Genomic DNA, 26,312 nt, shown 5'->3' on the forward strand with positions numbered 1-26,312 from the left:
GACTGGCGACGTGTTGCGACCAGATATGACCGTTGCGCTCACACCTTCATGTCCGCAATCCATATCGCAGCAAGCTTCATCTTCTATCTTAAAGAATGAGTCCTGAGCCTAACCCACGCACGACCTTGTCTCAGGCAGCAGTTGTCAGGTCGGAAGAACAACGAGTTTATGCCATGACGATGATCAATAGATCGCAGCAAACCACGGACCAATTCGTCGGACGCTTGCCTGACGTGCGTGAGCGATAGCGTCCAGTATCGCGGAAGGATCCGAGAGACTATAAACGCCCGAAATGGGCTGCATAGCCAATCGCGATGACACAATGACCTTTCCCCGCAACCATGGACGCAGGCGCTCAATAACCTCGCCCATCGGTTCGTCATTCGCCACCAGCAGCCCGTCGGCCCACGCTCCAATCTGATCCGATTGACCGCTCCGCATGTGCCAGACTGCAGTGTCCGCCGTCAGAGACTGTCCTTCGCCCAGTTCCTGTCCGGCGGCAGGCAGAGTTCCCCCTCTTACACTGACCCGGCCAGATTTCACGGCGACAGCGATACTCTCGCCCTCACGACGTACGTCGAACACGGTTCCGATATCTTCGGTCTGAAAAATCCCCGTTTTCACGACGAACGGATGACGCTCATCATGAGCGACCGAGAACAATGCCTCCCCTCTCAACAGGACGATATGCCGCCGGTCGCCATCGAACGCCAGCGCACTCGATGGGCCAAGCCTGATGGAACTGCCATCGGGAAGCGGAACTACAATACTCTGCCCCGCTTCCGTCAGCTTGTCGGCGCGCAGACGCAGTGCGATTTCCGGCGCTATAAAAACCAGGGCGAAGCATGCTGCGAGAGCGGTCACTCCAGCCATGCTCCATCGCCATGAACGTGACCGCTCGCCAACCCGTTGAACAAAAGCGACCGTCTCAGATTGCGGAACCTTGGCGCGAGTGTGACCCGGCCGAAGCTGCTCCACAATGCCCATCGTTTTTTCCGTATGAAGCCATGCGTCCTCATGGACAGACGAGGCCGCCCGCCACTGACGGAATTCCTGCTGTGTCACAGGATCATCTGCTTGTTCCTGAAGCAGGATAAGCCAGTTGGTCGCGTCTTTCAGGGCGCGCTCACGGACCGGATCAGATTGCGTCGCCATTACGCTCCTTTGCGATCAAGACACAGAACATGACTATGCCCGGTGGCATGGGATGTCCTTCCAATGTGTTTGACGCGGACCAAGGTATTTTTTCCAGAGCGGAGGATCATTTTCTCATGGCCACTCGACATGTTGCCGGCAGCGATCCACCGCTTCGGATACCAGAACATGCGCCATGGAGACGGAAATACGCAGATGCTCGGCGATCTCGCGCAGCTTGTATCCGTCAAAGCGGTGCATCTCAAAAGCAACCCGCATTTGTTCCGGCATTGCGGTCATAACCGCCCTTACTGCGTCAACCGCGTTCCTGTCGCGCATGATCTGGTCAGGTGGCGCCTCACCATCTGTCGCGTGTTCAGCGACCGTTTCAAGGGCACCCGGATCAAGCAGACCATTTTCGCGTATTTTCTGGCGGCGATAATCAATCGCGAGGTTGCGCACGATACTATAGAGATAACGCAAGGGGTCCGAAGGACTGACGTCGGCTACGATCCTGCCAAACCGTAACCACGCTTCCTGCACAATATCCTCTGCCTGGGATCGATCGCTGACAAGGCCTCGGGCATATTTCAGTAGAGCGCTCTGATGCTTTGCATACAGGGCACCAACCGAGCCTGTCTGTTCCAACATGTCCACCGTTTCCGAGCCTTGACTACTCTCCACACGAGGTCACCCCGAATAGGGAAACTTGCGATCTATTCTTAATTTCAATTGTTATCTCGTTTATGACAGTCCGGCAAGCTGGTTATTGTCACGTTTTGAATGTCGCATTGGAATCTTCCGCGCCTCCAACGTCATACCGTTTGGAGGGCGCATACCATGAGAGAATTTACGCGATATGCGGGAGAAACATATACCGGCAGCAACGACCGTCCTCCACCCCTACACGGTGGACCGAGATGAGCATGCGGGCCAGACGACCGCCCCTCGATTTACGCGAACTGCAATGCGTGCGCGAGATTGCGCGCGAAGGCAGTATCCATGCAGCCGCACGGACGCTGGGCGGCAAACAGTCCGCTCTCAGCCGATCACTGCGATTGCTGGAAGAGCGGCTGGGCGTGCAACTGTTCCGTCGGACATCCAGTGGCACGAAATTGACACCAGCCGGGACCATGTTCCTGCGGGACGCAACAGAGTTATTAGATAAAACAACAGCTCTTTATGAACGGACACGGCGCTGGAGCCATGGCGATAACGGGGTCGTGTCTGTAGGTCTACAAGGCAGCCTCCCTCCTGGCCGCGTTTCGGACATGCTGGAGCCATACCGCCTGACAGAGCCGGAAATTTCCTTCGCCTGGCAGGACGCGACAAGGAACGATCTGCTTCAAGCCCTCAAAGATGGTACGATTGATCTGGCCGTCATGACGCTGCCATTACCCGACGCCGGAGTTGCATCCATCCCATTCTGGAGCGATCGCATCGTTGCGGTCATGTCGGTGGAACATCCGATGGCACAATCCGGAACCGTTTCATGGGCCGAACTGCATGGTGCGACTTTTCTGATCGGCAAGGATGAGACTGGAGAAGAACTGTTCACCCTGCTGACGCGCAAAATGCGGCAGGCTGGCTTCGTGCCCACGACACGACAGGAGGCCGTCAGAAGCCTGCGGGTCGTAGCCCTCGCGGCAAATGGCAGCAGTATCGTCCTGCTGCCGGACACATGGCGTGCCTTCCTGCCCTCTTCCATCCGGGAACGGATCGCGGTGGTGGAGGTGATCGACGGCGATGGATTTTCCCACTTCGCCTATGGCGCTGCCTGGCTGCGTGAGACCTGTCCGCCAGCCGTACGAAAGGTCATCCGTTTTCTGGAGCAGCAGGCGGCTGCGTTTTAGGGTTACGTCGCTGTGCCCCGTGCCGGAGCTTCTGGAACCCACGGTCCGAGGCGATGAAGCCACGGATCATGTGCGGTACGAGACGGACCGGGTCCACGGGCTGACCATTCTGGCTGACCAGCGCTGCGTAAGCCACCAGATCACGATGGAGGTCCGCCGGTAAGTCCACGGTCATGCGGACCGGCTTTTCATCCAGAATTTCAGTGATGCGCAGGGTTGTCATGGTGATGTTTCCTTTGCGTGCCAAGGTTTCAGGACAAGGTCGCGGTTAAGGACGACGGTGAAAGGCAGCCCCGGCCGATCGGTAAGGGTCGGCTGGACGTTCAGGCTGCGATCGATCAACCGGTTGCCAACCATCGAGAAACCATTGCTGGCCCCGGAGCGGATCGCCTGGGCCAGATTGTTCTCGCTCTGGCTGGTTCCGGCCTCTGATCCCACGCTCAGAAGCGTGGTCACAATGGCGGCCCTGAAAAGCTGACCCCAGTGGTTGTTGACCTCATCAGACAGGCCCGACTGGCCGATGGCGTCGCCACCCGGCAGCTTTTCCAGCACCAGGCTGTCACCATTCGGGAAGATCAGCCGGGTCCAGATGATCTGGGTGCGCTGCTGTCCGAAAGAAATGCCACTATTATACGCCCCGAACAGCAGGCTCCCCTGCGGGATCAGCAGGAAGCGTCCGGTGGGGCTGTCATAGACATTCTGGGTCACATGCCCGGTAATCTGGCCCGGCAGGTCGGAGCTGATTTTCGTGTTCAGTGCGCCCGCGATGACAGTACCCGCCTGAAGCACATAGGGCGAGACAGGCGGTATGATGCGGTCCGGGCTGGTCGTCGCCCGGTCAGGCTGTCCCGCCAGAAAGGCACGGTTTCCAGATTGTGCGTCGGTCGCAGAGGCCGGGTTTGCCTGGGAAGCAGAAGCACCTGGCGCGGGTAGCGTTGCCTGTTCGTTGCCCCGGTTCCGGTCTCCCGCCTGCACGAACAATTTGCTGGCGATCGCAGCCTCCACCTCCTGCGCGGCGCGGCGATCATCGCCGCCGGGCGCGACCTTTCCCTGCTCCTGTGCGTGCAGGATTGTATGCCCCAGATCGCCGGGCAACGCTGGTCCCAGCTTCGGCACATTCTTGCCGACATAGTCGGACGGCAGTCCTGCCAGACCATCGGCGGACGAATGCGCGTCCACGTCCTGCGCCTCCGTCGAGGGGGGAGCCTGGTGGCTGCTTTCCAGCGCATAGCCCAGAGCAAACGCCACCGCGATCATGGCGACACCTCCCAAAGACCAGACCACGGTGCGTGACAACCGCACCACATGGGGCCGCTCGGCCCGCAAACGCAGATCAGGTGGCGGGGACGCAGGGGACACGTTTTCCGCGTCGCCATCACCCCTTTCATTCCGTTCCTCTTCCTGCCCGTCCGTCATGAGCGCCGTCCGTCGGTGCGGACAATTCGAACGCGCTGCTCACTGTGTTTATCCCCGAGCCGTAGCTCCGCAGCGGCAAACAGGCGATCGACGATCATCCAGTTCTGTCTTACCCGGTAATTGGCCAGTTCCGGCCCGCCATCGGCTCCCAGCACGAACAGGGGCGGCAGTTCCCCCTGCCCGATCCCGGCCGGAAAGGCGATATAGACCTTGTGACCATCATCGAACGCCCGGCCGGGCAGCCAAGGCGGCGTGCCGCCTTTCACTGGCTGGATGGCATAACGGAAATTCAGCGCGTTCAGGTCCAGCCCCGCATCCACCGGCGCTGTATCATCAGCCGCACTATCCTGCCGATGCAGGGCGATCAGATCGTCTTCGGGATAGTTCCAGGAGACCGATGCCATATAAGTGGCTGGCGTGGAGCGCAGTTCGGCCAGATAGGTGCGCCGGTCCGTGTTGACGATCAGGTTGGTGGTGAGATCCGGCCTGGTCGGCTTGACCAGAATATGGATGCGTTTGGTCGCCCCTGCCCCGCTCTCGGTATCGCCGATGATCCAGCGCACTGTATCCCCTGCTGCCACAGGTCCGGTGCCGACCAGCTTTTCACCCTGCTGAAGCATGATGTCGGTGATCTCGCCGAGCGAGGTGTAGACCTGATAGAGCGCACCCGCGCTATAGGGATAAACCTGCACGGCATTGATGAAGCCGGCGCGCGTGGGCTGTATGCGCGCGGCCAGATTGGCCTGGCTCACGCGCACGGTCGGATCAGGAACGTCCGCTGGTGAACGGATCACACGTCGGGCTGGCAGCGGCTTGAGTTGCCCCGGCAAGGGAAGCGGTCTGGGGACTTCAACCACCTGAACCGGCTTCGGCGGATCGGGCAGCCGGGTTGCCTGCATCGCGTCATCGTAGCGGATGACGGGTGGATGATACTGCGACGCGCAGCCTGCCAGAGGCAGGACCAGCAGTGGCAGGACACGAAGCGCACGACGGATCATTGGCCCAGCTCCTTCGACCAGTTGATGGCGGAGACGTAGATACCCAGCGGGTTTTTACGAAGATGATCGGCATCGCGCGGCGTTCGCAGCACGATAGACATGATTGCCGTCCATCGCTCCGTGCCTACAAAAGCCCCATCGCGATAATGCCGCTCGGTCCAGGCGACACGGAAACTGCCAGACGAGGCGCGGATCACCGAGGCGATATCCACCTCGACCTGCTCGTGCCCGATGCGTGAGAACGGATCCTTCAGGCGGGCATAGTCGTTCAGCGCCACAGCCCCGGACGTGGTGGTGAAATCGTAGGCCCGCAGCCAGTTGTGCCGGACCACAACGGCATCGGACGACAGACCACGGACATCACCAATGAACTGCGCCAGATACCAGGCGATCTGCGGGTCAGCAGGCGTATAACCCGCTGTTGCCGGAGCTACGACCTGCGCCTGCCCCAGGTGATCGACCTGCACGACCCAAGGCACAATCGTGCCGCGCGCGGACTGCCAGATCAGTCCCGCGCCAAGTCCGGCAGACAGGACTAATGAGCTGAAGGCCATCAGCCGCCAGTTGCGGGCCTGGACGCGGGCGGAGCCGATCCGGTCATCCCAGATCTGTGCTGCTTTCTGGTACGGGGTGACAGGCTCCGGCGTGGTCCCGTAGCGTGTGGTGGAGCGACGGAACATCATTCTTTCTCCGAGAGATCGATGGACGCCGACCCGCCGCCGCCATCGGCGGAGCGGATGACATGAGCCGCCTCGGCGGCATGGGCTGCGGCATTGCGACGTTTCATGTTCCGTGCCCAGCGCGGTGGCTCGCCGCCGGTTGTCGGACCGGAACCGCCATCGGGGCCAGACGGACCAGAGCCAGCAGGGCCGCTACCCGTGGGATCACCACCACCACCGGATGAACTGCCGTCACCGCCATCGCCCGTTGGACTGTCGCCCCCCATCCCGCGCGCGGCCCAGCGTCCGCCGGCGGCGTAGCTTTCCTTCAGGGAGGCACCTGCACGCGAGGCCGCCCCTTTGGCGGCATTCGCGACATTCCCGCCGACAGCCCGGCCCATGCCTCCGATCCCGGCGGCCATGCTGCCCGCGCCGCCAGACGCACTTGCGGCTCCGGCCGAATAGGCTGACGTGGCGGCCCCGGCGGTCGCGGCCCCGCCACGTGCAGCAGCGGCGGTTGCACCGATGGCGGCGGCACCACCAGAAGCGACGGCTCCAACGCCCGCTACGGCAGCAGCACCCATCGCGCCGACCGCCATACCGGTACCGACAGCAGCCCCTGCCCCAAGCTGGGGCGCGCCGGAGATCAGTCCATTGGCAATGCTGCCGCCATAGATGGACAGCCCGACAATCGCGAGTGAAGCCAGCACCACCGATACAGACTGCCCGATCGTGGGAACATCGCTGCCGTAGGAGATGGTGAACTGTTTGAAGAGCACGGATGCGATGGCGGAGATCACCGCCAGCACCATGATCTTCACACCCGAGGAGACAACATTGCCCAGCACTTTCTCGGCCAGAAAGGCCGTGCGATTGAACAGGGCGAACGGGATCAGCACGAAGCCTGCCAGCGTGGTCAGCTTGAATTCGATCAGGGCGACAAAAAGCTGCACGGCCAGAATAAAGAATGCCGCCAGCACGATCAGCCAGGACAGGCACAGCACGAAGATCTGGATGAAATTCGTAAAGAAGGCGACAGGACCAAGCAGATTGTGGACAGAATCAAGAAGCGGCTGGGCCGCATCGAAACCGGTCGAGGCCAGTCGGCCAGGCCGCAGGAAATCCGAAACTGCCAGCGTACCACCGCCGGCTTTCAGACCGAGAGCCGCGAAACTGTCGAAGACGATCTTCGAGAGCGCATCGAAATCGTTGATGATCCAGGCGAAGAAGCCGATATACAGCGTCTTCTTCACCAGACGCTGGATGATGTCCTCATCCGCTACCCAGGCCCAGAACAGCCCGGCTAGGGCAATGTCCAGCACCGACAACGTTCCAGCCAAGGAGATCACGTTGCCCTTCACCAGACCGAACCCGGTATCGATGGTGGTGGTGAAAGTGTTCAGGAAAGTATCGATAACGCCAACGTCGCTCATCGCCATGGCGGTCAGTTCCCGCTGCTACCGAACATCGACACCGTGCCGGGCACGTAAACGTCATGCTGGGAGAAATGCTGGTATTGCGCCTCGCTCTCCGCTTCCGTCGCGGCATCGCGCGCCTGTTGGAGGGCGGTGGCGCGGCCATTGGCGGCGAGTTCGGCCTGAATGTCGGATAGCTGGCGGGATTGCAGGGCCAGAAGCTGGTTTCCAGCCTGCGCGGCCTGCAACGCGCCCGTAGAGGTCTGGCTGGAGGACACGAGCTGGCTCATGGCCGAACTGTCGGTGGGGATGTTTCCCACCACGCGCGCCTGCAATTTCAGGGCATCCTCAAAGCCACCGACGGAGTTCTGCCACCGTGTCTGCGCCTGAGAAAACAGCGCGCTGTCGGACATGCCTGATGAGACAGATGTGTAAGCCTGCTGATACTGCTGCTCCACGGACTGGACGCTATAGGCGATATTCTGCGCCTGCGCGAGCAGCGCGGTTGTCTGGGAAATCGTTGATTGCAGCGTCGACAATGTCGACAGAGGCAGGCTAGCCAGATTGCGGCCCTGATTGACCAGCATCTGCGCCTGGTTGGCCAGCGAGGTGATCTGGTTGTCGATCTGCTGGAGCGTGCGGGCCGCGATCAGAACATTCTCGACGTGATTTGCGCCGTCATACACTGCCCACTGGGCATGAGCCGGATGCAAAGGAGAAAACGCCCCTCTGACCGCCAGCATTGCAGAGGTGAAAAGGACACCTCGGCGGAAATGTTTTTCGCTCATACGACCGAAAAATTCAGCCCAAAGCCGGAAAGATTTTTCCGTCATGGCATGCCCTCCGATCCGCGATCGTCACGCAGAAGATCGGCCGCCCATGACACACCGCGCGCCTCAAACCACGCCGGGAGAAAGTCCTCCCGCCCGTGCTTCGCCAGCACCGCATCGATCAGTCTGTGGTCGTCCTTGCCGGATGCGGCGCACAGGGCGAGCGCCACCGGGCCGAGGCCGAGTTCAAACAGCCGGTTGCCACGCTGGGTCTGGCAGTAATACTCCCGCTTCGACGCCGCACGGGCGATGATGGCGATCTGGCGGTCATTCAGACCGAAATCACGATAAATCGCCATGATCTGCGGCTCAACGGCGCGCTCGTTGGGCAGGAATATCCGTGTCGGGCAGCTTTCCACTACGGCTGGGGCAATCGGCGAATTCGCGATGTCCGACAGCGATTGCGTGGCAAAAATCACCGACGCGTTCTTCTTGCGCAGGGTTTTCAGCCATTCCCGCAACTGACCGGAGAAATTCCCGTCATCAACGACCAGCCAACCCTCGTCGATGACCAGCAGGGTCGGACGTCCGTCGAGACGACCTTCGATCCGATGGAACAGGTAGGACAGAACGGGGGACGCTGCGCCGGAACCAATCAGCCCCTCGGTTTCGAATACCACCACATCAGCATCACCCAGTCGCTCGGCGTCCGCATCCAACAGGCGGCCATAAGGCCCACCGAGGCAGTATGGGGCCAGCGCCTGTTTCAGGGCGTTGGACTGAAGCAGTGCCACCAACCCCGACAGAGTGCGTTCCTGTTGGGGTGAGGACGCGAGAGAATTCAGGGCGGACCAGAGGTAGGACTTCAAATCCGGTGTGAGCGATACGCCCTCGCCGACCAAAATCTGGCCGACCCATTCACTGGCCCATTTGCGCTCGTCGGCATCGTCGATCCCTGCAAGGGGCTGGAGTGAAACGCCACTGCCCTGTTCTCCCGATGGATGATCATCCGTTAGGCCACCCCCGAGGTCATGCCAGTCACCACCCATACCGAGTGTTGCCGCCCGCATGGAGCCACCGAAATCGAAGGCGAAGATCTGCGATCCCGCATAACGTCGGAACTGGAGGGCCATCAGCGCCAGCAGAACCGACTTGCCCGCCCCCGTTGGCCCAGCGATCAGCGTGTGACCCACATCGCCGACATGCAGGGAAAACCGGAACGGCGTGGCTCCAGCGGTCTTGCCATAGAACAGCGGTGCGGCCTTGAAATGCCCATCCATCTCCGGGCCAGCCCAGACCGCCGACAACGGAATCATATGCGCCAGATTCAGGGTCGAGACCGGCGGCTGGCGCACATTGGCGTAAACATGACCTGGCAAGGAACCGAGCCATGCCTCTACGGCGTTCAGGCTTTCCGCCATGCAGGTAAAGTCGCGCCCCTGGATAATCTTCTCGACCAGACGGAGTTTTTCAGCGGCGATTGAGGCTGATCCATCCCAGACCGTCACGGTCGCGGTGATGTACGCCTGTCCCACATCGTCGGCACCGAGCGACTGGAGCGCCAGATCAGCATCGACCGCCTTGTTGGCGGCATCGTTATCCACTAGGACCGAAGTCTCGTTGGTCATGACTTCGCGGACAATGGCCGCAATGCTCTTGCGTTTTGCAAACCACTGACGCCGGATCTTCGTCAGCACCTTCGTCGCATCGGTCTTGTCCAGCAGGATGGCGCGGGTGGACCAGCGATAGGGCATGGCCAGCCGGTTCAGGTCATCCAGAATTCCGGGGAAAGTCCGGCTGGGGAAACCCGTGATGGTCAGGGTTTTCAGATACGCATCGCCGAGCTTCGGCTCCAGACCGCCCGCCAGCGGCTGATCGACCAGCAGCGCGTCGAGATGCATCGGGATTTCCGGCACCCGGACCCGCTGGTTCCGGGTTGAAATGGTACTGTGCAGGTAAGTCAGCGTCTCGCTGTCATCCAGCCACGCCGCCTCGGGCATGAAACCATCCAGCAGGGCCAGCATCCGGTCCGTGCGGTCCACGAACGAGTGAAGCATGCCATGTGGATCGGGACCGTCATGCTCCCTACCCTCATAGAGAAAGCGTTCGGCACGCCCAGAGGATTCCGCAGGCGGCAACCACACCAGGGTGAGGAAATACCGGCTTTCGAAATGCGCGCCCTCGTCCTCGAACTGCTCCCGGCGTTCCAGATCGACCATCTGACTGGCGGCGTCGGGAAAATCGCTGTCGGGATAAAGTGTCGCCGGCACACGCTGTGCCTCCACGAACACGGCCCAACCTGAACCAAGGCGGCGCAGGGCATTGTTTAACCGCCCGGTCACACCCACCAGTTCAGCAGACGTTGCGCTATCGAGATCGGGACCACGTATTTTTGCGGTGCGCTGAAAACTGCCGTCCTTGTTCAGGACAACACCATCTCCGACCAGTGCCGCCCACGGCAGGAAGTCTGACAGGAGGGCAGCACGATTGCGGTATTCGCCAAGGGACATCATGGCCCTGCCCTCCCTATGCCCGCAGCCAAGCGGGGTAGCGGAGATGCCGCCGCCCCACCTCGATGAAGAAAGGGTCACGCTTCGCACCCCAGACCGCGAGTGTGTGCCCCACGATCCAGAATGCCGCGCCGATCAGCCACAGACGCAGGCCCAGTGCGATCGCAGCCGCCAGCGTGCCATTGGCAATGGCGACCGTACGGGGCGCGCCACCCAGCAGGATCGGGTCGGTCAGCGAACGATGGACCGGGACATGAAATCCCGGCACCGCGTCATCGTCATAGGCCGCCATCAGATCAGCGCTCCGCCGGAGAAAGAGAAGAACGACAGAAAAAACGAGCTGGCGGCAAAGGCAATGCTGAGTCCAAAGACGATCTGGATCAGGCGACGGAACCCGCCGGATGTTTCCCCGAAGGCCAGGGTCAGACCGGTCACGGTGATGATGATCACAGAGACAATCTTGGCAACCGGCCCCTGCACGGATTCCAGTATCTCGTTGAGCGGGTTTTCCCAGGGCATGTCCGAGCCCGAGGCCAAGGCCGAGGAGCACCATGCGATGGACAGCAGCATGACAGAGACGGCAGGCGCGTGCCGACGCACGCGCAACAGCGCGAGGTTCATTGGGAATCTCCATCGGTATTGATTGAATGAATGCGATAGGTGCCTGTGGCGGGATCGAGCCCGTCCACAGTGGCGAGTTCGGACAAGCGGCGCTGTGTGCCTCGCCCCGACAGCACGGCGATCACGTCAATCGTCTCGGCAATCAGGGCACGGGGCACCGTGACGACGATTTCCTGGATCAGTTGCTCCATGCGGTGCAGGGCACCGATCGCGGTGCCGGCATGCAGCGTACCGATGCCGCCGGGGTGGCCAGTGCCCCATGCCTTGAGCAAATCCAGTGCCTCGGGACCGCGTACCTCGCCGATCGGGATACGGTCGGGGCGCAGGCGAAGTGCCGATCGGACCAGTTCGGACAGCGTGACGACACCATCACGGGTGCGGAGCGACACGAGGTTGGGTGCAGCACATTGCAGTTCGCGCGTATCCTCGATCAGCACGACACGATCGTCAGTTTTCGCGACCTCGGCCAGCAGGGCGTTGACCAGCGTGGTCTTGCCCGTGGACGTCCCGCCCGCGACCAGGATATTTTTACGGTCTGCAACTGCCTGACGGAGATATGCCGCCTGCCCTTCTGCCATGATCCCGGCTTCGACATAATCGTCGAGGGTGAACACGGCGACGGCTGGTTTGCGGATCGCAAAGCTCGGTGCCGTCACAATCGGTGGCAAAAGCCCCTCGAACCGCTCACCCGTCGGCAATTCAGCCGACACGCGGGGCACCCCCTCATGCACCTCCGCGCCGACATGATGCGCGACCAGCCTTACAATGCGCTCGGCATCAGCCGGTGTGATGGTCTCCCCGGTATCACCCAGCCCCTCGGACAGACGATCGATCCACAGCCGCCCGTCGGGGTTGAGCATCACCTCGACAATCGCGGGATCAGCGAGGTGTCGGGCAATTGCCGGTCCCATCGCCGTGCGCAGCATGGACATGCCGCGCTGTCGGGGGGCGCTTTCAATCGATGTGACCGCCATGGAAATCCCCGTCTTTACGGGTCATCCGGCCTCTCCGGACAACGACGGGGATCATTAGAAGGGAACGGATTTACACGCTGGCAACAAGGATTTCAGAGGATGCGGTAAAAGCGTATGTAATTGGGAGCATTCAGGTGGGATCGGTGCCCAACGGATCATGCCTCGCCGCGACATCGCGCTGACGTTCGCGCAGGAATCGATCCCCTGTCGCCAGCCTGCGTTCCAGCGCGGTCAGGAAGCCTTCAAACCGTTCAAGCCCCATGGCGCGTGCTGATGCCCGTGCATCCTCCGGAAGTGGGGGCGTGCTGGTCAGCCAGAACCGGACGAACAGGCTGACTGTCTCCGCCAGAATCGAGAGATCTTCCTCCAGCCCGGCCATCTGGCGCGACAGCCGGTCGAGGCGGCGCGATGTCGCCGCCTCCTGCCTCTCATTGGCATCGTCCGTCAGGAACGACAGCACCGCCGTCTCCACCAGGGCAGATTTCGAGATATCCCTCCGCACGGCACGGGCCTCAAGCTGCTTATGGATATCGGGATCGAAATAGACGTTCAGGCGTCTGCTGCGCTTATGCATTGTCAGTTTCCTCCCAGTTCCAGACCGTCATCGCGATCCATGCCGGCCTGGCGGATGATATTCCCCTGCCGACGCAGTTCCGCCGCGCGCTGCGCTTCAGCCTCGGGATCGCTGCCGGGAATTTCGAACTCGGCGGCCGGGTCAGGCCGCTCAGGCACGATATCCTCATGCTCGGGCAGTTCAGGTTCCCGGCGGACGCCACTGTTGGCATCGTCGGTGTCGTCGGTATTGGATCCGGCATCCGGGGGCGACGGCACGCCCGGCATGCCCCCTGCGACCACCCGTTCAGACCACACATCAAGGGCAGAATCCCCGTCCCGCCCGAACACCGCCGGATCGGGTGGGGGCATGATGCGCGTGGTAAAGCGGCGATCCTGATAATAACGAACCTTCAGGGCGCGGATCGGCGGGCAGCCCGACAGCATCACCAGTTCTTCATGGTCAGGTAGCTGCTGGACTTCGCCCACAGTCAGGAGCGGCCTGGCGGTTTCCTGCCGGGAAACCATGAGATGCCCGAGCCAGGGCGACAGGCGATGCCCGGCATAATTAGTGGAATCCCGCTGCTCCGTTGCCGTGCCCAGGGCATCCGACACCCGTCTGGCGGTGCGCTCGTCATTGGTCGCGAAGCTGACCCGAACCTGACAATTGTCCAGAATACTGTTGTTCGGCCCGTATGCCTTCTCGATCTGGTTGAGACTCTGGGCGATCAGGAAGGCCCGGATCCGGTAACCCGCCATGAACGCCAGGGCGCTTTCGAAAAAATCCAGCCGCCCGAATGCCGGAAACTCATCGAGCATGAGAAGCAGGTTGCGCCGGGTAGCCGCCGCCTCCAGATCTTCCGTCAGACGGCGGCCAATCTGGTTGAGCATCAGCCGGATCAGCGGCTTGGTGCGACTGATGTCCGAGGGCGGCACGACGAAATAAAGCGAAACCGGCTGTGCCGAGGACACAAGATCCTCAATCCGCCAGTCACATCTTCTAGTGACCATGGCCACCACCGGGTCACGATAGAGCCCGAGAAACGACATGGCGGTGGAAAGCACGCCGGAGCGTTCGTTGTCCGATTTGTTGAGCAGCTCCCGCGCGGCTGAGGCCACGACGGGATGTGGCCCTCTCTCCCCCAGATGGCTTGTCCGCATCATGGCGGATAGGGTCGTCTCGATCGACCGCCTCGGGTCGGAGAGGAATTTCGCTACCCCGGCCAGCGTCTTGTCGGATTCGGCATAAAGCACATGCAGGATCGCGCCGACCAGCAACGCGTGCGAGGTTTTCTCCCAGTGGTTGCGCCGTTCCAGAGCACCATCCGGATCCACCAGGATATCGGCGATGTTCTGCACGTCGCGGACTTCATATTCCCCCGGACGGACCTCCAGCAGCGGATTGTAAGCGGCCGATTCCGGGTTGGTCGGGTCGAACAGCAGCACGCGCCCGAAGGTCGCGCGAAATCCCGCCGTCAGTTGCCAGTTCTCACCTTTGATATCGTGGATGATGGCAGAGCCTGGCCAGGTCAGCAGGGTCGGAATAACCAGCCCTACCCCCTTGCCGGAGCGGGTGGGCGCAAAGCACAGCACATGCTCGGGACCGTCATGCCGGAGATAGGCCCGGCGGTATTTACCCAGAACGACCCCGTTCTCGTCCAGTAATCCCGCCGCGCGGATATCATGCCGTGCCGCCCAGCGGGCCGAACCATAGGTTTCGACCCTCCGTCGCGCCCGCGCGCGCCAGATCGACAGTGCGAACGCCACGGTGACGGCGAGAACGACGCCCGCGACGCCAATTCGCGCGCCCTGCACGAAGATGCCCGGCGCGTAGGCGTCGAACTCATACCACCACCAGAAGAACAGCGGCGGCGCATAGATGGGCCAGCGATGGTCGAGCATGAACCAGGGCGCCCCAAGTTCGGGCTGGAACCCCAGACGCCAGGCCGTCCACTCGGTCGCGGCCCACCAGAACAGCAGCATGATCGCAAAGACCAGGATTACCTGGCCCCAGGCCACACGGGACGCGGACATGAACACCTCCATGACAGGATGATCCGTCCGTCAGGAGGAATAACCACGCGTGGGGCAAGACAATTCAGCAGCCGTGCGGCAATCGGCGGTCTTTGTGTAGGAAATCGGATGGAGCGTTCAATGCGGCGTCTTTCCGCCGGGAATGGTCAGGAGCTGGCGGTAACCGGTGTCGCGCATCCAGCGCGCCCGCGCCATATGCGAGTCCCAGCATCGGCGCGCGCCATCCCTGTCAATTGCCGGATCACGACCGAGCACGATCCGTGCCACCTCCCGCCAGTCGGCGCCTGCTTCCTCGGCGTCAAGAAGGCGGAGATAGGTGACATGATGGAGATGGTCGTACGCCGTCAGCAGCGGACAGTCCGGCGCCTCATCGGATGGAGCGGCTCCGTTATCGGGTTGGGACGTCATGATCCTGCCCTTTCCTTCAGGTCCGCAGATCATATCCTGAAATGGGATAATCCCGATACGGGATTATTGGGACGGTTCCTCAGTTTCAGCCGGAACCGCACCCTATGCCGAAATCGCTGCGCTCTCCGCGACAGCACCGTCTCATGGAACTGCTGATCGCAGCAAGGCGCGGCAGGGGGCTGACCCAGGCTACGCTGGCGGAGCGGCTCGGCAAGCCGCAGTCCTACGTCGCGAAATACGAGACCGGCGAGCGCCGGATCGACGTGATCGAATTTCTCGACATCACGACCGCCATCGGGATCAATGGAAACGTCATCCTTGCCGCGCTAGACGACGCATCCAAGATGAACCATTAGCTCACATGAGAGCGGCAGCCGGCATCGCACGCATTCACCGCTTGGCAGTACTCTTCGCACAAGGTACGATCATCCAGTCACAACAGACGGCATAATTTTTGAGAGTCAATGGCCCACACCGTGCAAATCAATCCTGGGATGATGACCTGGGCGCGGGAGACCGCAGGGCTATCCCTTGAGGAGGCAGCGGAAAAGCTTGCGCTGAAGGACAGCGCGAAGCTGACAGCCGTCGAGAAACTGCGCGCAATCGAAATGGGCGAGCGCCCCCTGACTGAGACCCTTCTCCAAAAAGCGGCTGCAGCATATCGGCGTCCTCTGGTATCGTTCTACCTTCCCCATCCTCCACAGCGCGGAGAACGGGGCGAAGACTTTCGTACAATCGCCGGGAGTCGCGGATCGGTTCGAGAGAATGCGTTGCTCGACGCTCTGGTTCGGGACGTAAAAGCCCGCCAACAACTCCTCCGCGAAGTGCTGGAAGACGAGGACGAAGAGCTACGCCTCCCATTCGTTGGATCGGCGACCATGAAAAGAGGCTCCCAGCCAGTCGTCTCTTCGATCCGGGCTGCACTGGCCGTCACTGTAGATGAGCAGCGGGCGGCGAAAGATCCGGTAGCACTATTCACGTTGCTCCGCGCGGCAGCGGAAAAGACGGGGATTTATGTCCTTCTGCTGGGCGATCTTGGTTCTCATCATTCCGATATCGGTGAGAACATCTTTCGTGGGTTCGCCCTGGCGGACGACGTCGCACCTTTTGTCGTCATCAACGACAATGACGCGGCTCCTGCGCGCGCCTTCACGCTGATGCACGAACTCGCACATCTCTGGATCGGTGAAAGCGGTATCAGCGGACCACTTGGAAGCGTATCTGAAAACGCGATCGAGCGGTTCTGCAACAAGGTTGCGGGGGAGTTTCTCCTGCCTCGAGAAACCGACCCGCTCCTCCCCGATCTGAATAACGCCGATGTAGCGGAAGTTATCACGGCGACCGCCCATATCGCCCAGACATGGAATGTCAGTCAGGCGGTGGTCACCTACCGTCTCGCGAGCACGGGCAAGATTTCCGATGAACTTGCGGCAGCTGTGTTTCAGGTATTCGCCGCACGTTGGCGGGAACAGAAGCAACGGACGTCGAAATCAACTGGTAGTGGTCCTTCGTATTACATGGTTCGTCGCCATCGCCTGGGAACAAGCCTTTTGAATGTGGTTCGTCGTGCGCTCCAGGGCGAAACACTGACCCACACAAGAGCTGCGAAGATTCTGGGCGTGCGTCCGACGTCTGTCGACACCCTTCTTCAAGAGCGAAGCTTCGCTGCATGACGCTCTATCTGCTCGACGCAAACGTCCTGATTCGTGCTCACGGAGACTACTATCCGATCGACCGAATTCCTCAGTTCTGGGAATGGCTTCTGGAAATGGGAAGCCAGAACTGCGTGAAAATACCCTTGGAAATCTATAATGAAGTCACGCCTTCGAACGGTCCGCTCGCTGAGTGGCTAAAACGGGCGGACGTAAAGGAGGCTTTAGTTCTTGAGGAAAGCCCTGATCGTGCCACTGTGCAGCGTGTATTAGCTCTCGGATATGCACCTGATCTGGATGACGTTGAGATGGAACAGATCGGCCGCGACCCGTTTCTTATTGCCGCAGCTATGGTCAAACCAGATCGCATCGTCGTCACAAAAGAGGGTTCCAAACCAAGCGCAACACGCTCGCGCCGAAAAATACCCGATATATGCAAGACATTTGGCGTAACGTGCATTAATGATTTCATCCTCTACAGGGAATTGAATTTCTCAATCAAATAATCCTGCACAAATTCAATGTAGGATTACGTATCGTCACAATCCCAGCCCCCGCTGCCGTCCCAACTGCCAGTCCATGGCGCCCGCGCGCATGATACCGGCAATCTCCTGCCCGATCCGGTTCTCGATGACAGGCTTCCAGGGCACCAGTACGAACTCATGGGCGTTTTCGACCAGCGCGTAGGTGCCGCTGGCCAGCCGGACCTTCTCCTTCAGCGTGCCGCGCATTTTCTCCCCGTCCGCCATAACGCGGTACGACGTGCCTCGTGATGCCCCCAATTCCTGGCCGATACGGTCCAGTTCCCGCCGTTCCAACGCCGCCAGCAGGCCATTGCGGTAGCGGACGCGCCCCTCCCTGTCGCGCCAGGCGTCGCCCCGTTCGACCAGCACGTCCTGACGCCGCTGTCGGGCGACGGTCACATCGTGGCCGAACCCGGCATCGACGACGTTCGATTTCCCGCGCGACAGCAATCCACGGTCCAGCCATGTCGCACCATCCGCCGTGATCTGGGCCTCGAGATCGAGGCTGGACAGGACACGCACGGACATCTGTTTCGCACGGTTCGTATCGTACGCCGCAGCCCGCTCCAGGTAATCGCTCGGGATCTGCCATCGCCCGTCCTCGATCCGCTCGACGACACCGGCGCGCCGCAGGGCTTCCAGCCGCCGGACATGGGAAGCGACATAGACGTCCGCATCGCCGCCGGGAATACGGGACATGGACTGCACATGGGCGAGATGTGCGTCCGCGCGATAGACACCGTCACGCCCCGCGATCGACACGATTTCCCGGTCGGCTGGGCGGGGGCCGGAAATCTCCGGGCCAACCGCAACAATGCTCCCATTCCGCACGCCTTCCAGGGCGCCTGGGCTGATCCCGGCGACATGATGGGTGCGCCCATCCAGTCCGTCGATGACCAGGCCCACCTTTTCACCCAGCTCGTCAGAGAGATGACGGTCAAGAATCCGCCCCTCCACCGTGTCGCGCGACGCTGGACCATGAAAGACGAACAGACCGGGATCGGGCGCACGCTCCTGCTCGCGCATCGCCCGGTTCATCGCACGAATGATATCACCCCGCTCACCAAGGTCGCGCAGCGTCTTCTTCATCTCCGGCGCGAGCGTCCACACACCAGGCTCGACCTGGCTGGCGAGGCCCATCCGCTCCAGTTTCGCAAGCCGCCGTTGGCGCAGGACATGATCGCCGCCCTGATCGCCGCGCATGTCGATCGGACTGTCTTCCGCCAACGCCAGCAACTGCCGGTCGATGCGCGTGAAGCGGTCCTGCCCGACCATATTCTCCAGCTTGCGGCGTTGTTCCAGCGCCGTCTCCGGACCCAGTTCCAGCATCACCAGTTCGGTCGCCCGTTCGCGCATCCCCTGAGTGATGTAATCACTGGCGATGACCAGATCCTCCCCATGGTCGTCATGGCCATGGATGACGATATGGGCGTGGGGATGGCCGGTGTTGAAATGATTGACCGCCACCCAATCAAGCTTCGTGCCGAGATCCGCCTCCATCCGCGTCATCAGGTCGCGCGTGAAGGCGGTCAGATCCTGCATCTGCTCGGCATCCTCCGGCGAGACGATGAAGCGGAATTGATGCCGATCGTCCTGCCCGCGTTCGAGAAAGGCATCGCCGTCGGCGCGATCGGTCTCCGGCCCGTAAAGCTGCCCCCGCTGCCCGTCGCGGGACGTGCCATCGCGCTGGATGTAAGTGAGGTGCGCGCGCGCCCTGCCATCACGGCCCGGCCCACGGATCATGCGCGACTTGACGATAACGCGGCGACTACCGGATTTCGCGTGCTGCCAGCCCGCGAGATGCCGTGCCCGCACGAAGGCGGCGCCACGTCCTTTCCGGACGCCGGATCGCCCGCCGCGACGTGGGGCAGTACCGCCTGGGCCATCTGCAGTATTCGGGCCGGAGGTGGCATGATTTCGGAACGACCGGGACGTACCCGACTGCCGCACAGACGCACGCATCCGCGAGAGAAAACTCCGGGTTTTTGCACCTGTAGCAACGGTAATTCCGCACCTGAAGCAACGGTAGGATCCGCATGGTTTTCCCCAGGCACTGTGGATCGACCCGTTGGAACAATGCGCAGGACTCCCGGTTTTCCGCCGGAAACGAGCTGAAAATCATATCCTGGAATACTCTGGCGGTGCACTATGGTGCCGATATCGATCATGAAATTGCGCAACGGGGTGAGGCTGCCGGACCGGGCATGAAGCTCCGCCACATCGAACGTCCACCCGGCCTTCTGCCGACCGGCATGGCGGCGCGCCAGACGGTAAAGCCAGCGTTCCAGGCCACCGGCCAGCCGGAAATAGGCGGGGTCGAGGGTGAGGACGCGGGAGCAGTCGCAAACACCTTCCATGAACCAGATCGGCAGGGTCAGCGACACACCCTCCGTTCTGGAAATTCCCAGGTCGCTGATCCAGGCGAAGGATTGCGCTGGCCAGTCGGCAAGGTTGCGTAGGCTGGTGGCGACCCGCGTGGTCTCCAGACGCACCAGAGCACCGCGAAGACGGCGGTACTGGTGTGCACCGTCTGCCCAGCCAAGATCGTGGAACAATTGCCACGGCGTGAAGCGGATATGGCGTGACACCCAGCGGCCATGATTGAGAGCCTCGACAATCTGGCCCGCGAGCCAGAGCAACACGTCGGCATCCCAGATTGTGGCCATACCTTCGTCCGCCGATGCCCGGACGATCACATCGATCTGTCGGGACCGGTAACGAACCGGCTCAAAGCGCGGACGCCGGGCCAGCGCGAAGAACGGTCGCCCCATCAGATCGCGCTGATCACGGGGCCGGGCGGGACCGCTGACCACGAAGCGACGGTCTGGCTCCCGCCAGCTCTCATCGGCGGCCATCACAGGCTCTCCCGTTCTTCGGGGGTGAGCGGGCGCGCCGGAAAGACACGGCTCGACGTCGCCTCCGACGGTGAATGGCGCGCTCCCCCGGCGGTCCAGGCCATCATGTCCTCGACGGAATACAGAACCCGCCCGCCGACTTTCCGGTAGAGCGGCCCGGTGCCGTAGGTGCGGTGTTTTTCGAGCGTGCGGAGCGAGATACCCAGAAACCGGGCCGCCTCACGAACACGCATCAGGCGTGGTGCGATCGCCATGACCATGTCTCCCTTTCCATGCAGCCCCGGCAAGGACCGGGGCGACTGGAGGGAGGCTGATGGATAATCGGCGGCTCAGGGAATGGACGTTTTTACCGACGACAAAAACGTCCATGAAACGAAACAGGAACCCGTCCTTTTCACCACCTGAACGCCGTCGTTTGCCGCCCGCCTTCGAAAATACGTTCTGGCAAAACAGCTTTTTGTGCTTCGCTGCCGTCAGGGAGTCGTCATGAAAATCAGGGGCAAAACAATGCGGACGAATGCGGCCCAGCACTCACCTGCGACGCGACAGCGGATAGCCCATGAGATCGCGGTAACCACCTTCAATCAGCCGGTCCGCCAGATGCTTGAGACGACGGAACCGCCCGCGCCCGGAAATATCAGGCCAGTCATAGGCGCGCGCCGTCGGTTCACCGAGCAGACGATCGGCAATCACCCTTTCGCTGACGCCCATGACAAGAGCGTCTTTGACACGAAGGGCGAGAATGTGGCGCGCGATGGACTGCGCCGACATCCTGTGCCAGGGACCGGGATCCGGGAAACCCGCAAGCACCCGCCAGAAGCGGATTGTCTCGTGAGCCCGCAACGGCGTGAAGCTGTCATAGGTCAGTTCGAAAACATAATGGTGCGGCCCCGGCCATTGGTGTTCCATCCAGAGTTGCCAGGTCACGCCAGCACAGACACAACAGATGTAGATTCCATCGTGTGTTTCGACGAAACGCACATCGGACAGCGCCTGGAGATCGAGACGGCGCGGGGTCAGTGTCTGAGCTGGCGGCAATGGCCGGATGACCAGGATTGTCGGCAGGGTCAGACGCGACCAGAGCGCGGTCAGCGCGCTGAAGCGCTGATCAGGGTCGGCGGCGAAATCGCGGACCCCAGCGTCGGGCGAATTCCGCCTGGGCGGGATCGTCGGGAGACAGGTCCGCGCAGACGCGCTGTTCGTCGCGATAGCGACGATTGCGCCGAAGATATTCCCAGCCGAGTTCCGCCGGGATCGCGTTGCGCAGATACTCGTACCGCGCCTGGTCGTGCCAGTGTGCTCCGGGCATGACGCCCTCCCTCGTTTGTCTGAGAACGGGTGGCGACGCCTGCCCGGACGTTCAGTATCCACGACCCGCCACCCGTGGAGAACCCGGCAATTGGAGATCATATGATCGCGCGGCATGAACAACATTGACGCGATCGCTGTCCGGACCGTGTAACCCGGCGGCAGAGAAAAGCCCTTCCCGGCTGAACCGGGAAGGGCCTGTGTGGGGTGATCAGTCCCCGTTGCGCGGGCGCTGGCGGCTCCAGACCAGGTTATAGCTGCCACCTTCTTCTTCAAAGAGGCTGGCAAAGATCGGACCGGGAAGGGTCGGATCGTCCAGCTTCACGCTGAGGTATTCGCGCCAGTCCGTGGTGTGCTTGATCCAGGCGGCCCCGGCTTCGAGTTTGCCGATCTGCACCCGGAAGTTGGGAACATTGTCGCTGGCCCGGTTGGCTTCGGGCACGAAGCGGATACCCCGGATTTTCTGTGTCAGGGTGACGATTTCGCCTTCGTACCCCTCGCCGACCTTTTTGAATGAACCGATGATCATTATCCTGTCTCCTGGCTTGTATCGGGCCGCGACCACCACGGCCTCGATGGCCATCGACAGCCCGGAGACGACCGGCGGCGCACCTGCTTGCAGGCCGGAGCAACGCGAAGGACGGCGGCACGGAACTTTGTTGTCTCGCGAGGAATGACGGCGCAGCCGGCAGGGGAAGAAAGTTGCGGGCCGCCGTTGCGCCAAAGCCGGGCGAGGCGAAGCCGGTCTTCGGGCAGATCGGCCATTGTCTGAGGCCATGGTGTGCGGCACCATCAGCCTTGTGGGAGACAGGTCAGACCGTCGTGTTCCATGACAGGGGCGCAGGGTGTGGGGGAGATATCCGTTTCCCGACAACATGCAGATCGAACCGTATCCCTCGCCGGGATAATCCGTTGGCCGGTACCATGTTTCGGGTTCTTCCTGCTCGACAGACCGGACGTTGACGCGGGGCCGCCTATCACGCCGGCAGAACGGCATGCGTTTTCTGCACCGAAGCTGGTCGCCGTTTTACTCCGGTTGGGCCAGTGCCGGGCATCTCTCGCTGAAAGGAAGGCGCTGCCCTATCCTGAACCCTGGTTCGCCCGTACTCGCGCAACGGGGACTGACCGCCCCACTCTGAGCTTCTGGATCCGTTCGGATCAGGGATCCTGACGCCAGGAGCTTATGCGGGCTGGATGGCGCAAAGCCGGGACCATGCCGCTCCACCGACGCACAGCGCCCCGAACGTCGCGAAAAGGTAGGCCGGCATGGCGCTCATGTCGCCCATGCCACAGAAACCCAGCGTCGTGCCGAACCCCGCCAGCGCGGCTGGCAGGGCAAGCAGCACTGATACCGCAACCCGCAGGGCAGGATCACGTGAGGAGGCGAGGATCGCCTGACCGGTCGCCAGCACCACGATCCCGGCGGCGATGCCTGCGAGAATGGCATGGGCACCGGACAGCACGCCATGATCGTAGAGTATGGTGCAGACCATCGCCGCCACGAACAGGGGCGCGGCATAGACCGCGCACAGAAACAGAAGCCAGCACAGGAGGCCGATACCAGCGACACCGAGGATAATACCGAGACCAAGCAGCATGGATCGTGTCCTTTCCACCAAGAGGAACACCGCACACATGCCGCGACGATTCAGGAATATCCATGAAATAGAAGTAGACTTTCCGACCATTGGTTCACGATCAGGACAGCGCGCGGAGCGCGCCGGACTATGACCGAGGCGCCCCTGTTGGCGCCTGCCGCTCGCGCCGTGGACGCGGCGCGTTGTACTGGCAGCGTTGTAGCCCCGACACCAGAAACGCCTTCTTTCCGGCCATACTCTCCGCGAGCCGGCCCAGCCGGCGAGCGCCGCACGCGCCGATCCCAATGGATCGGCACGATTTTCCTGCCAGCCGGTGGGGTGAAGAAAAGAGGCGGCTTACGCCGCCGCCCTCCCCGTCCCGTGCCAGGCCAGCCGACGGGTTGCCGTGGCCGCGTGGTCCGGGTCCAGTTCCATGCCCAGCCAGTCACGCCCAAGATGCTGTGCCGCCACCAGGGACGAACCCGAACCGGCGAACGGGTCCAGAACCAGCCCACCCACCGGGCAGAAGGTTTCCACCAGGGGAAGGAGTGCCGCCACCGGCTTTTGCGTCGGGTGCAGCTTGTTTCCCGAATACGGCATGTCGATCACATCCGGGATAGGTTTTGCTGGCGGCGTCACATTTCCCTTGGCCAGCAGGTAGGCGCTTTCGTGTTCATACCGGAGAAACCGGGAAGAGGATGAATAGGACTTGCGAAAAACGATATGCCCGACCATGCGGAACCCCGCCGCCTTCCAGGCATCGGCAAACAGGTCGATGCGGTTCCAGCCATAGAACGAAACGGCAAACCCGCCCCATTTCAGGACACGGTGCATCTGGTTGAAGGCGGGTCGGAGCCAGCGGGAATTATCGTCGTTGCGGACCCTTCGCCCGTCCCTGCCCTGATAGTTCACCAGGTAAGGCGGGTCGGTCAGAATGAAGTCCACCGCATTGCGTGGAAGTGCGCGCATAAGCTGCACACTGTCGCCGTTGAGAATGGTGTTGCGGAAATCGGTCGCCGTGGTGGTGTTGCCGGTCATGGCCTTTGCCCTTTGTTCCGCGAGGAACAGCCCCCGCTGTTCCTCTGCCTCGCGGCGAGCAGCGGGGTAGCAACGGCAAGGGCGACCGATGGGGAGGGGTATCGCCCGGTCTGCACGGAGCGCAGCGCAGGAAGATCGGGGAAACCCCATCGGGCGGCGTCAGCGCGCTGACGCGCACCCTTTCCGGCGCGAGGGCGGAGCCATTAGCTTTTTCCTCTTTTTCATGGCAACGGCATTTGATTGCGTCCCCTGTGTCACTGTCATAATCTGCATTCATGGCCCGCACTCCTTCTACAAAACCTGCCACCCGCAAATCCGCAGCATCAGCGAAAGTCGGCACGACCGTCACGAAAGAAAATCTGGCAGCCCTTGGTGCGGATCGGCTTGCAGACCTTCTGGTCGAACTGTCGGAACAGGATGCCGTGCTCACCCGGAAGCTGCGCATGGCGCTGACAGCCGCCCATGCGAAAGACAGGCTCGGCAAGGAGATCGAGAAGAGGCTGCGAACGATCCAGCGTTCCCGTGGTTTCCTACCCTGGGACCGGATCAAACCCCTCGCCACGGAACTCGATGCCTTGCGGCAATCCATTCTCGATGATGTTGCAACGACGGATGTCGGACAGGCCATTTCCGCGATGCGTATTCTCGTGGAACTTGCTCCTTCCGTCTATGAGCGCTCTGATGACAGTTCCGGTTACCTGTCAGATGTGTTTCGCGAAGCGGCCTCCGACCTCGGCACCCTCTGGGGACGACAGACTGGCCGGGATCCGGCTGTCACCGTCAGAGATCTGCTCACGCTTCTCGATAACGACGGGTATGGCACGTGTGACCACCTGATCGCATCGTGCGGCGAGGCACTGGGGACTGCGGGCGCGGCCATACTCAGAAGCACGCTTCTTGCACGATTGCACGACCTTCCCGCTTCAAAAGCGAAGGGAGACTATCGTACCGACATCGGGCGGATGCAGACCCTCGGTCACCTGAAGGATCTGGCCGACGCGATGAGTGACGTTGATGCCTATATCGAAGCAGTCAGCCTGAGTGAACGTCAGTCCGCCTCTATCGGCGATGTTGCACGCCGGCTGCTGGACAAGGAGCGCGCCCATGAGGCGCTCGAGTGGCTCGACCGGGAGACCGATGAGACATCCCGGTTCCGCTGGGAAAACGATGACCTTCGGATCGAAGCGCGCGAAGCCGTAGGCGACCGCGACCAGGCCCAGTCCCTGCGATGGAAAGTCTTTCAGGAACGCCTGAGCCTGCCACACTGGCGGGCGTACCAACGCCATCTCAGCGATTACGATGCGATCGATGCTGAAGAGCAGGCACTCAATCACATCCGTAATTTCCCGGTCAGGGGCGTAGCCCTTTCCACTCTTCTTGAATGGCCAGCGCTCGACGCAGCTGCCCGTCTCGTGCGGGAGCATACGACAGAGCTGGACGGGCGTGATTACGGGACACTCCGTCCGGCTGCCGATCGTCTGTCTGAATCATATACCAACGAGGCGACACTTCTTTACCGCCTGCTGGTCGAGGCCGTTCTGGATAAGGCGCTTTCCTGTTACTATCCCTACGCCGCCAAGGATCTCGCCTCCTGTCGACTGCTTGCACCAATGCTGACAGCGCCAAACGGCATGGAAACCCACGAAGCCTTTATGATCCGCTTGAAAGCGCAGCATAAACGCAAGCTGGGATTCTGGACGCTGGTCGGTGAATAGTTAAAGACCGCAATGGGGGGCAGCGGAATGTCCGGTTGTGGCTTGGAAATCAAGACAGCGGACATTCATTCGGACTGACGTCGGCCTTCGATTGTTCTCAGTAAAAAATATGACCTTAGAAGGGGCAGAGAGAGAGCCCCCCGCCGGGGTCTGGTGGCTTTTATTTATTATTCCCACTCAATCATTAATAGTGGAAATTATTCATTATTAATCAGATGATTACGTAAATTTTCAACATTGATACCATGTCAAATACCATTCCCGCAGGAAAGATCGTGAGATTTTTACGCCGATAGCTG

At 61.3% G+C, this 26,312-nt stretch carries 28 protein-coding genes and 1 pseudogene; 6 read left to right on the forward strand and 23 right to left on the reverse strand.

What is annotated here, in order from left to right; translation table 11 throughout:
* Positions 1-99, forward strand: a pseudogene (locus tag PY793_RS12920) (IS5/IS1182 family transposase); the annotation flags it as partial.
* 84 nt (positions 100-183) lie between these two features.
* Here the strand turns inward: PY793_RS12920 and PY793_RS12925 are convergent.
* Positions 184-1,155, reverse strand: coding sequence for a FecR family protein (locus PY793_RS12925; RefSeq protein WP_275178426.1), 972 nt, complete (start codon positions 1,153-1,155; stop codon positions 184-186).
* 114 nt (positions 1,156-1,269) lie between these two features.
* A complete protein-coding gene (locus PY793_RS12930) occupies positions 1,270-1,785 on the reverse strand; it encodes an RNA polymerase sigma factor (RefSeq protein WP_275178427.1) in 516 nt (171 codons plus the stop codon).
* Between the two features lie 269 nt (positions 1,786-2,054).
* Between PY793_RS12930 and PY793_RS12935 the strand changes: the two genes are divergently transcribed.
* Complete coding sequence (locus PY793_RS12935) at positions 2,055-2,987, forward strand: LysR family transcriptional regulator (protein ID WP_275178428.1); 933 nt, start codon at positions 2,055-2,057, stop codon at positions 2,985-2,987.
* Here PY793_RS12935 and PY793_RS12940 read toward each other — a convergent pair.
* From PY793_RS12940 to PY793_RS13000, 13 genes are all read right to left on the reverse strand, one after another.
* Positions 2,950-3,210 carry a DUF2274 domain-containing protein gene (locus tag PY793_RS12940; protein ID WP_275178429.1) on the reverse strand — a complete coding sequence of 87 codons (261 nt, stop codon included), beginning with the start codon at positions 3,208-3,210 and terminating at the stop codon, positions 2,950-2,952. The genes PY793_RS12935 and PY793_RS12940 overlap by 38 nt on opposite strands.
* The gene (locus PY793_RS12945) at positions 3,207-4,403 is read right to left on the reverse strand and encodes a TraB/TrbI/VirB10 family type IV secretion system protein (protein WP_275178430.1); all 1,197 of its coding nucleotides are present in this window, start codon (positions 4,401-4,403) and stop codon (positions 3,207-3,209) included. Before PY793_RS12945 ends, PY793_RS12940 begins: the two co-directional genes overlap by 4 nt.
* Positions 4,400-5,401 (reverse strand): P-type conjugative transfer protein TrbG, encoded by a 1,002-nt coding sequence (gene trbG / locus PY793_RS12950; RefSeq protein WP_275178431.1) that lies wholly within the window; start codon positions 5,399-5,401, stop codon positions 4,400-4,402. Before trbG ends, PY793_RS12945 begins: the two co-directional genes overlap by 4 nt.
* Positions 5,398-6,081, reverse strand: coding sequence for a conjugal transfer protein TrbF (trbF, locus tag PY793_RS12955; RefSeq protein ID WP_275178459.1), 684 nt, complete (start codon positions 6,079-6,081; stop codon positions 5,398-5,400). Before trbF ends, trbG begins: the two co-directional genes overlap by 4 nt.
* On the reverse strand, positions 6,081-7,499 hold the full coding sequence (trbL, locus tag PY793_RS12960) for a P-type conjugative transfer protein TrbL (protein WP_275178432.1): 1,419 nt from the start codon (positions 7,497-7,499) through the stop codon (positions 6,081-6,083). Before trbL ends, trbF begins: the two co-directional genes overlap by 1 nt.
* A 5-nt stretch (positions 7,500-7,504) precedes the next feature.
* Complete coding sequence (gene trbJ, locus PY793_RS12965) at positions 7,505-8,308, reverse strand: P-type conjugative transfer protein TrbJ (RefSeq protein WP_275178433.1); 804 nt, start codon at positions 8,306-8,308, stop codon at positions 7,505-7,507.
* Positions 8,305-10,758: a conjugal transfer protein TrbE gene (gene trbE / locus PY793_RS12970; RefSeq protein ID WP_275178434.1), complete on the reverse strand. Its 2,454-nt coding sequence runs from the start codon at positions 10,756-10,758 to the stop codon at positions 8,305-8,307. Before trbE ends, trbJ begins: the two co-directional genes overlap by 4 nt.
* A gap of 13 nt (positions 10,759-10,771) precedes the next feature.
* Positions 10,772-11,047: a VirB3 family type IV secretion system protein gene (locus tag PY793_RS12975; protein ID WP_275178435.1), complete on the reverse strand. Its 276-nt coding sequence runs from the start codon at positions 11,045-11,047 to the stop codon at positions 10,772-10,774.
* Entirely contained in the window at positions 11,047-11,376 is a 330-nt protein-coding gene (locus PY793_RS12980) for a TrbC/VirB2 family type IV secretion system protein (protein ID WP_275178436.1), read from the reverse strand. Before PY793_RS12980 ends, PY793_RS12975 begins: the two co-directional genes overlap by 1 nt.
* Positions 11,373-12,350 (reverse strand): P-type conjugative transfer ATPase TrbB, encoded by a 978-nt coding sequence (gene trbB / locus PY793_RS12985; RefSeq protein ID WP_275178437.1) that lies wholly within the window; start codon positions 12,348-12,350, stop codon positions 11,373-11,375. Before trbB ends, PY793_RS12980 begins: the two co-directional genes overlap by 4 nt.
* 130 nt (positions 12,351-12,480) lie before the next feature.
* On the reverse strand, positions 12,481-12,924 hold the full coding sequence (locus PY793_RS12990) for a CopG family transcriptional regulator (protein ID WP_275178438.1): 444 nt from the start codon (positions 12,922-12,924) through the stop codon (positions 12,481-12,483).
* A gap of 2 nt (positions 12,925-12,926) precedes the next feature.
* Positions 12,927-14,936, reverse strand: coding sequence for a conjugal transfer protein TraG (locus tag PY793_RS12995; RefSeq protein WP_275178460.1), 2,010 nt, complete (start codon positions 14,934-14,936; stop codon positions 12,927-12,929).
* Positions 14,937-15,053: 117 nt separating this feature from the next.
* Positions 15,054-15,344, reverse strand: a complete 291-nt coding sequence (locus PY793_RS13000) for a DNA -binding domain-containing protein (protein ID WP_086643302.1) — start codon at positions 15,342-15,344, stop codon at positions 15,054-15,056.
* A 143-nt stretch (positions 15,345-15,487) separates the two neighbouring features.
* Here PY793_RS13000 and PY793_RS13005 point away from each other — a divergent pair, with 143 nt between their 5' ends.
* The 3 genes from PY793_RS13005 to PY793_RS13015 all read left to right on the forward strand — a co-directional run bounded on the left by PY793_RS13005 (position 15,488) and on the right by PY793_RS13015 (position 17,502).
* Positions 15,488-15,700 carry a helix-turn-helix domain-containing protein gene (locus PY793_RS13005; RefSeq protein ID WP_244191816.1) on the forward strand — a complete coding sequence of 71 codons (213 nt, stop codon included), beginning with the start codon at positions 15,488-15,490 and terminating at the stop codon, positions 15,698-15,700.
* A gap of 108 nt (positions 15,701-15,808) precedes the next feature.
* Positions 15,809-17,017, forward strand: coding sequence for an XRE family transcriptional regulator (locus PY793_RS13010; protein ID WP_275178439.1), 1,209 nt, complete (start codon positions 15,809-15,811; stop codon positions 17,015-17,017).
* On the forward strand, positions 17,014-17,502 hold the full coding sequence (locus tag PY793_RS13015; protein WP_006560424.1) for a DUF4411 family protein: 489 nt from the start codon (positions 17,014-17,016) through the stop codon (positions 17,500-17,502). The genes PY793_RS13010 and PY793_RS13015 overlap by 4 nt, the downstream gene beginning before the upstream one ends.
* A 33-nt stretch (positions 17,503-17,535) precedes the next feature.
* Here the strand turns inward: PY793_RS13015 and PY793_RS13020 are convergent, their stop codons facing one another.
* The 8 genes from PY793_RS13020 to PY793_RS13055 all read right to left on the reverse strand — a co-directional run bounded on the left by PY793_RS13020 (position 17,536) and on the right by PY793_RS13055 (position 24,298).
* On the reverse strand, positions 17,536-19,335 hold the full coding sequence (locus PY793_RS13020) for a DUF3363 domain-containing protein (protein ID WP_275178440.1): 1,800 nt from the start codon (positions 19,333-19,335) through the stop codon (positions 17,536-17,538).
* Positions 19,260-20,375 carry a replication initiator protein A gene (locus PY793_RS13025; protein ID WP_275178441.1) on the reverse strand — a complete coding sequence of 372 codons (1,116 nt, stop codon included), beginning with the start codon at positions 20,373-20,375 and terminating at the stop codon, positions 19,260-19,262. The genes PY793_RS13020 and PY793_RS13025 overlap by 76 nt, the downstream gene beginning before the upstream one ends.
* Positions 20,375-20,635 (reverse strand): helix-turn-helix transcriptional regulator, encoded by a 261-nt coding sequence (locus tag PY793_RS13030; RefSeq protein ID WP_207847031.1) that lies wholly within the window; start codon positions 20,633-20,635, stop codon positions 20,375-20,377. Before PY793_RS13030 ends, PY793_RS13025 begins: the two co-directional genes overlap by 1 nt.
* A gap of 271 nt (positions 20,636-20,906) precedes the next feature.
* Positions 20,907-21,413, reverse strand: coding sequence for a DUF2285 domain-containing protein (locus tag PY793_RS13035; RefSeq protein WP_275178442.1), 507 nt, complete (start codon positions 21,411-21,413; stop codon positions 20,907-20,909).
* Positions 21,414-21,483: 70 nt separating this feature from the next.
* Positions 21,484-21,684, reverse strand: coding sequence for a transcriptional regulator domain-containing protein (locus PY793_RS13040; RefSeq protein WP_275178443.1), 201 nt, complete (start codon positions 21,682-21,684; stop codon positions 21,484-21,486).
* Between the two features lie 210 nt (positions 21,685-21,894).
* Positions 21,895-22,212 carry a DUF736 domain-containing protein gene (locus PY793_RS13045; RefSeq protein ID WP_275178444.1) on the reverse strand — a complete coding sequence of 106 codons (318 nt, stop codon included), beginning with the start codon at positions 22,210-22,212 and terminating at the stop codon, positions 21,895-21,897.
* Positions 22,213-22,864: 652 nt separating this feature from the next.
* Positions 22,865-23,281 (reverse strand): hypothetical protein, encoded by a 417-nt coding sequence (locus tag PY793_RS13050; RefSeq protein ID WP_275178445.1) that lies wholly within the window; start codon positions 23,279-23,281, stop codon positions 22,865-22,867.
* A gap of 336 nt (positions 23,282-23,617) precedes the next feature.
* Positions 23,618-24,298, reverse strand: coding sequence for a DNA methyltransferase (locus PY793_RS13055; protein ID WP_275178446.1), 681 nt, complete (start codon positions 24,296-24,298; stop codon positions 23,618-23,620).
* A gap of 275 nt (positions 24,299-24,573) precedes the next feature.
* On the opposite strand from PY793_RS13055, the gene PY793_RS13060 reads away from it, so the two are divergent.
* Positions 24,574-26,013, forward strand: coding sequence for a DUF6880 family protein (locus PY793_RS13060; protein WP_275178447.1), 1,440 nt, complete (start codon positions 24,574-24,576; stop codon positions 26,011-26,013).
* Positions 26,014-26,312: the final 299 nt, after the last annotated feature.

Source organism: Acetobacter fabarum (assembly GCF_029069195.1).
In the GTDB taxonomy this organism is placed as follows: Bacteria; Pseudomonadota; Alphaproteobacteria; order Acetobacterales; family Acetobacteraceae; genus Acetobacter; species Acetobacter fabarum_A.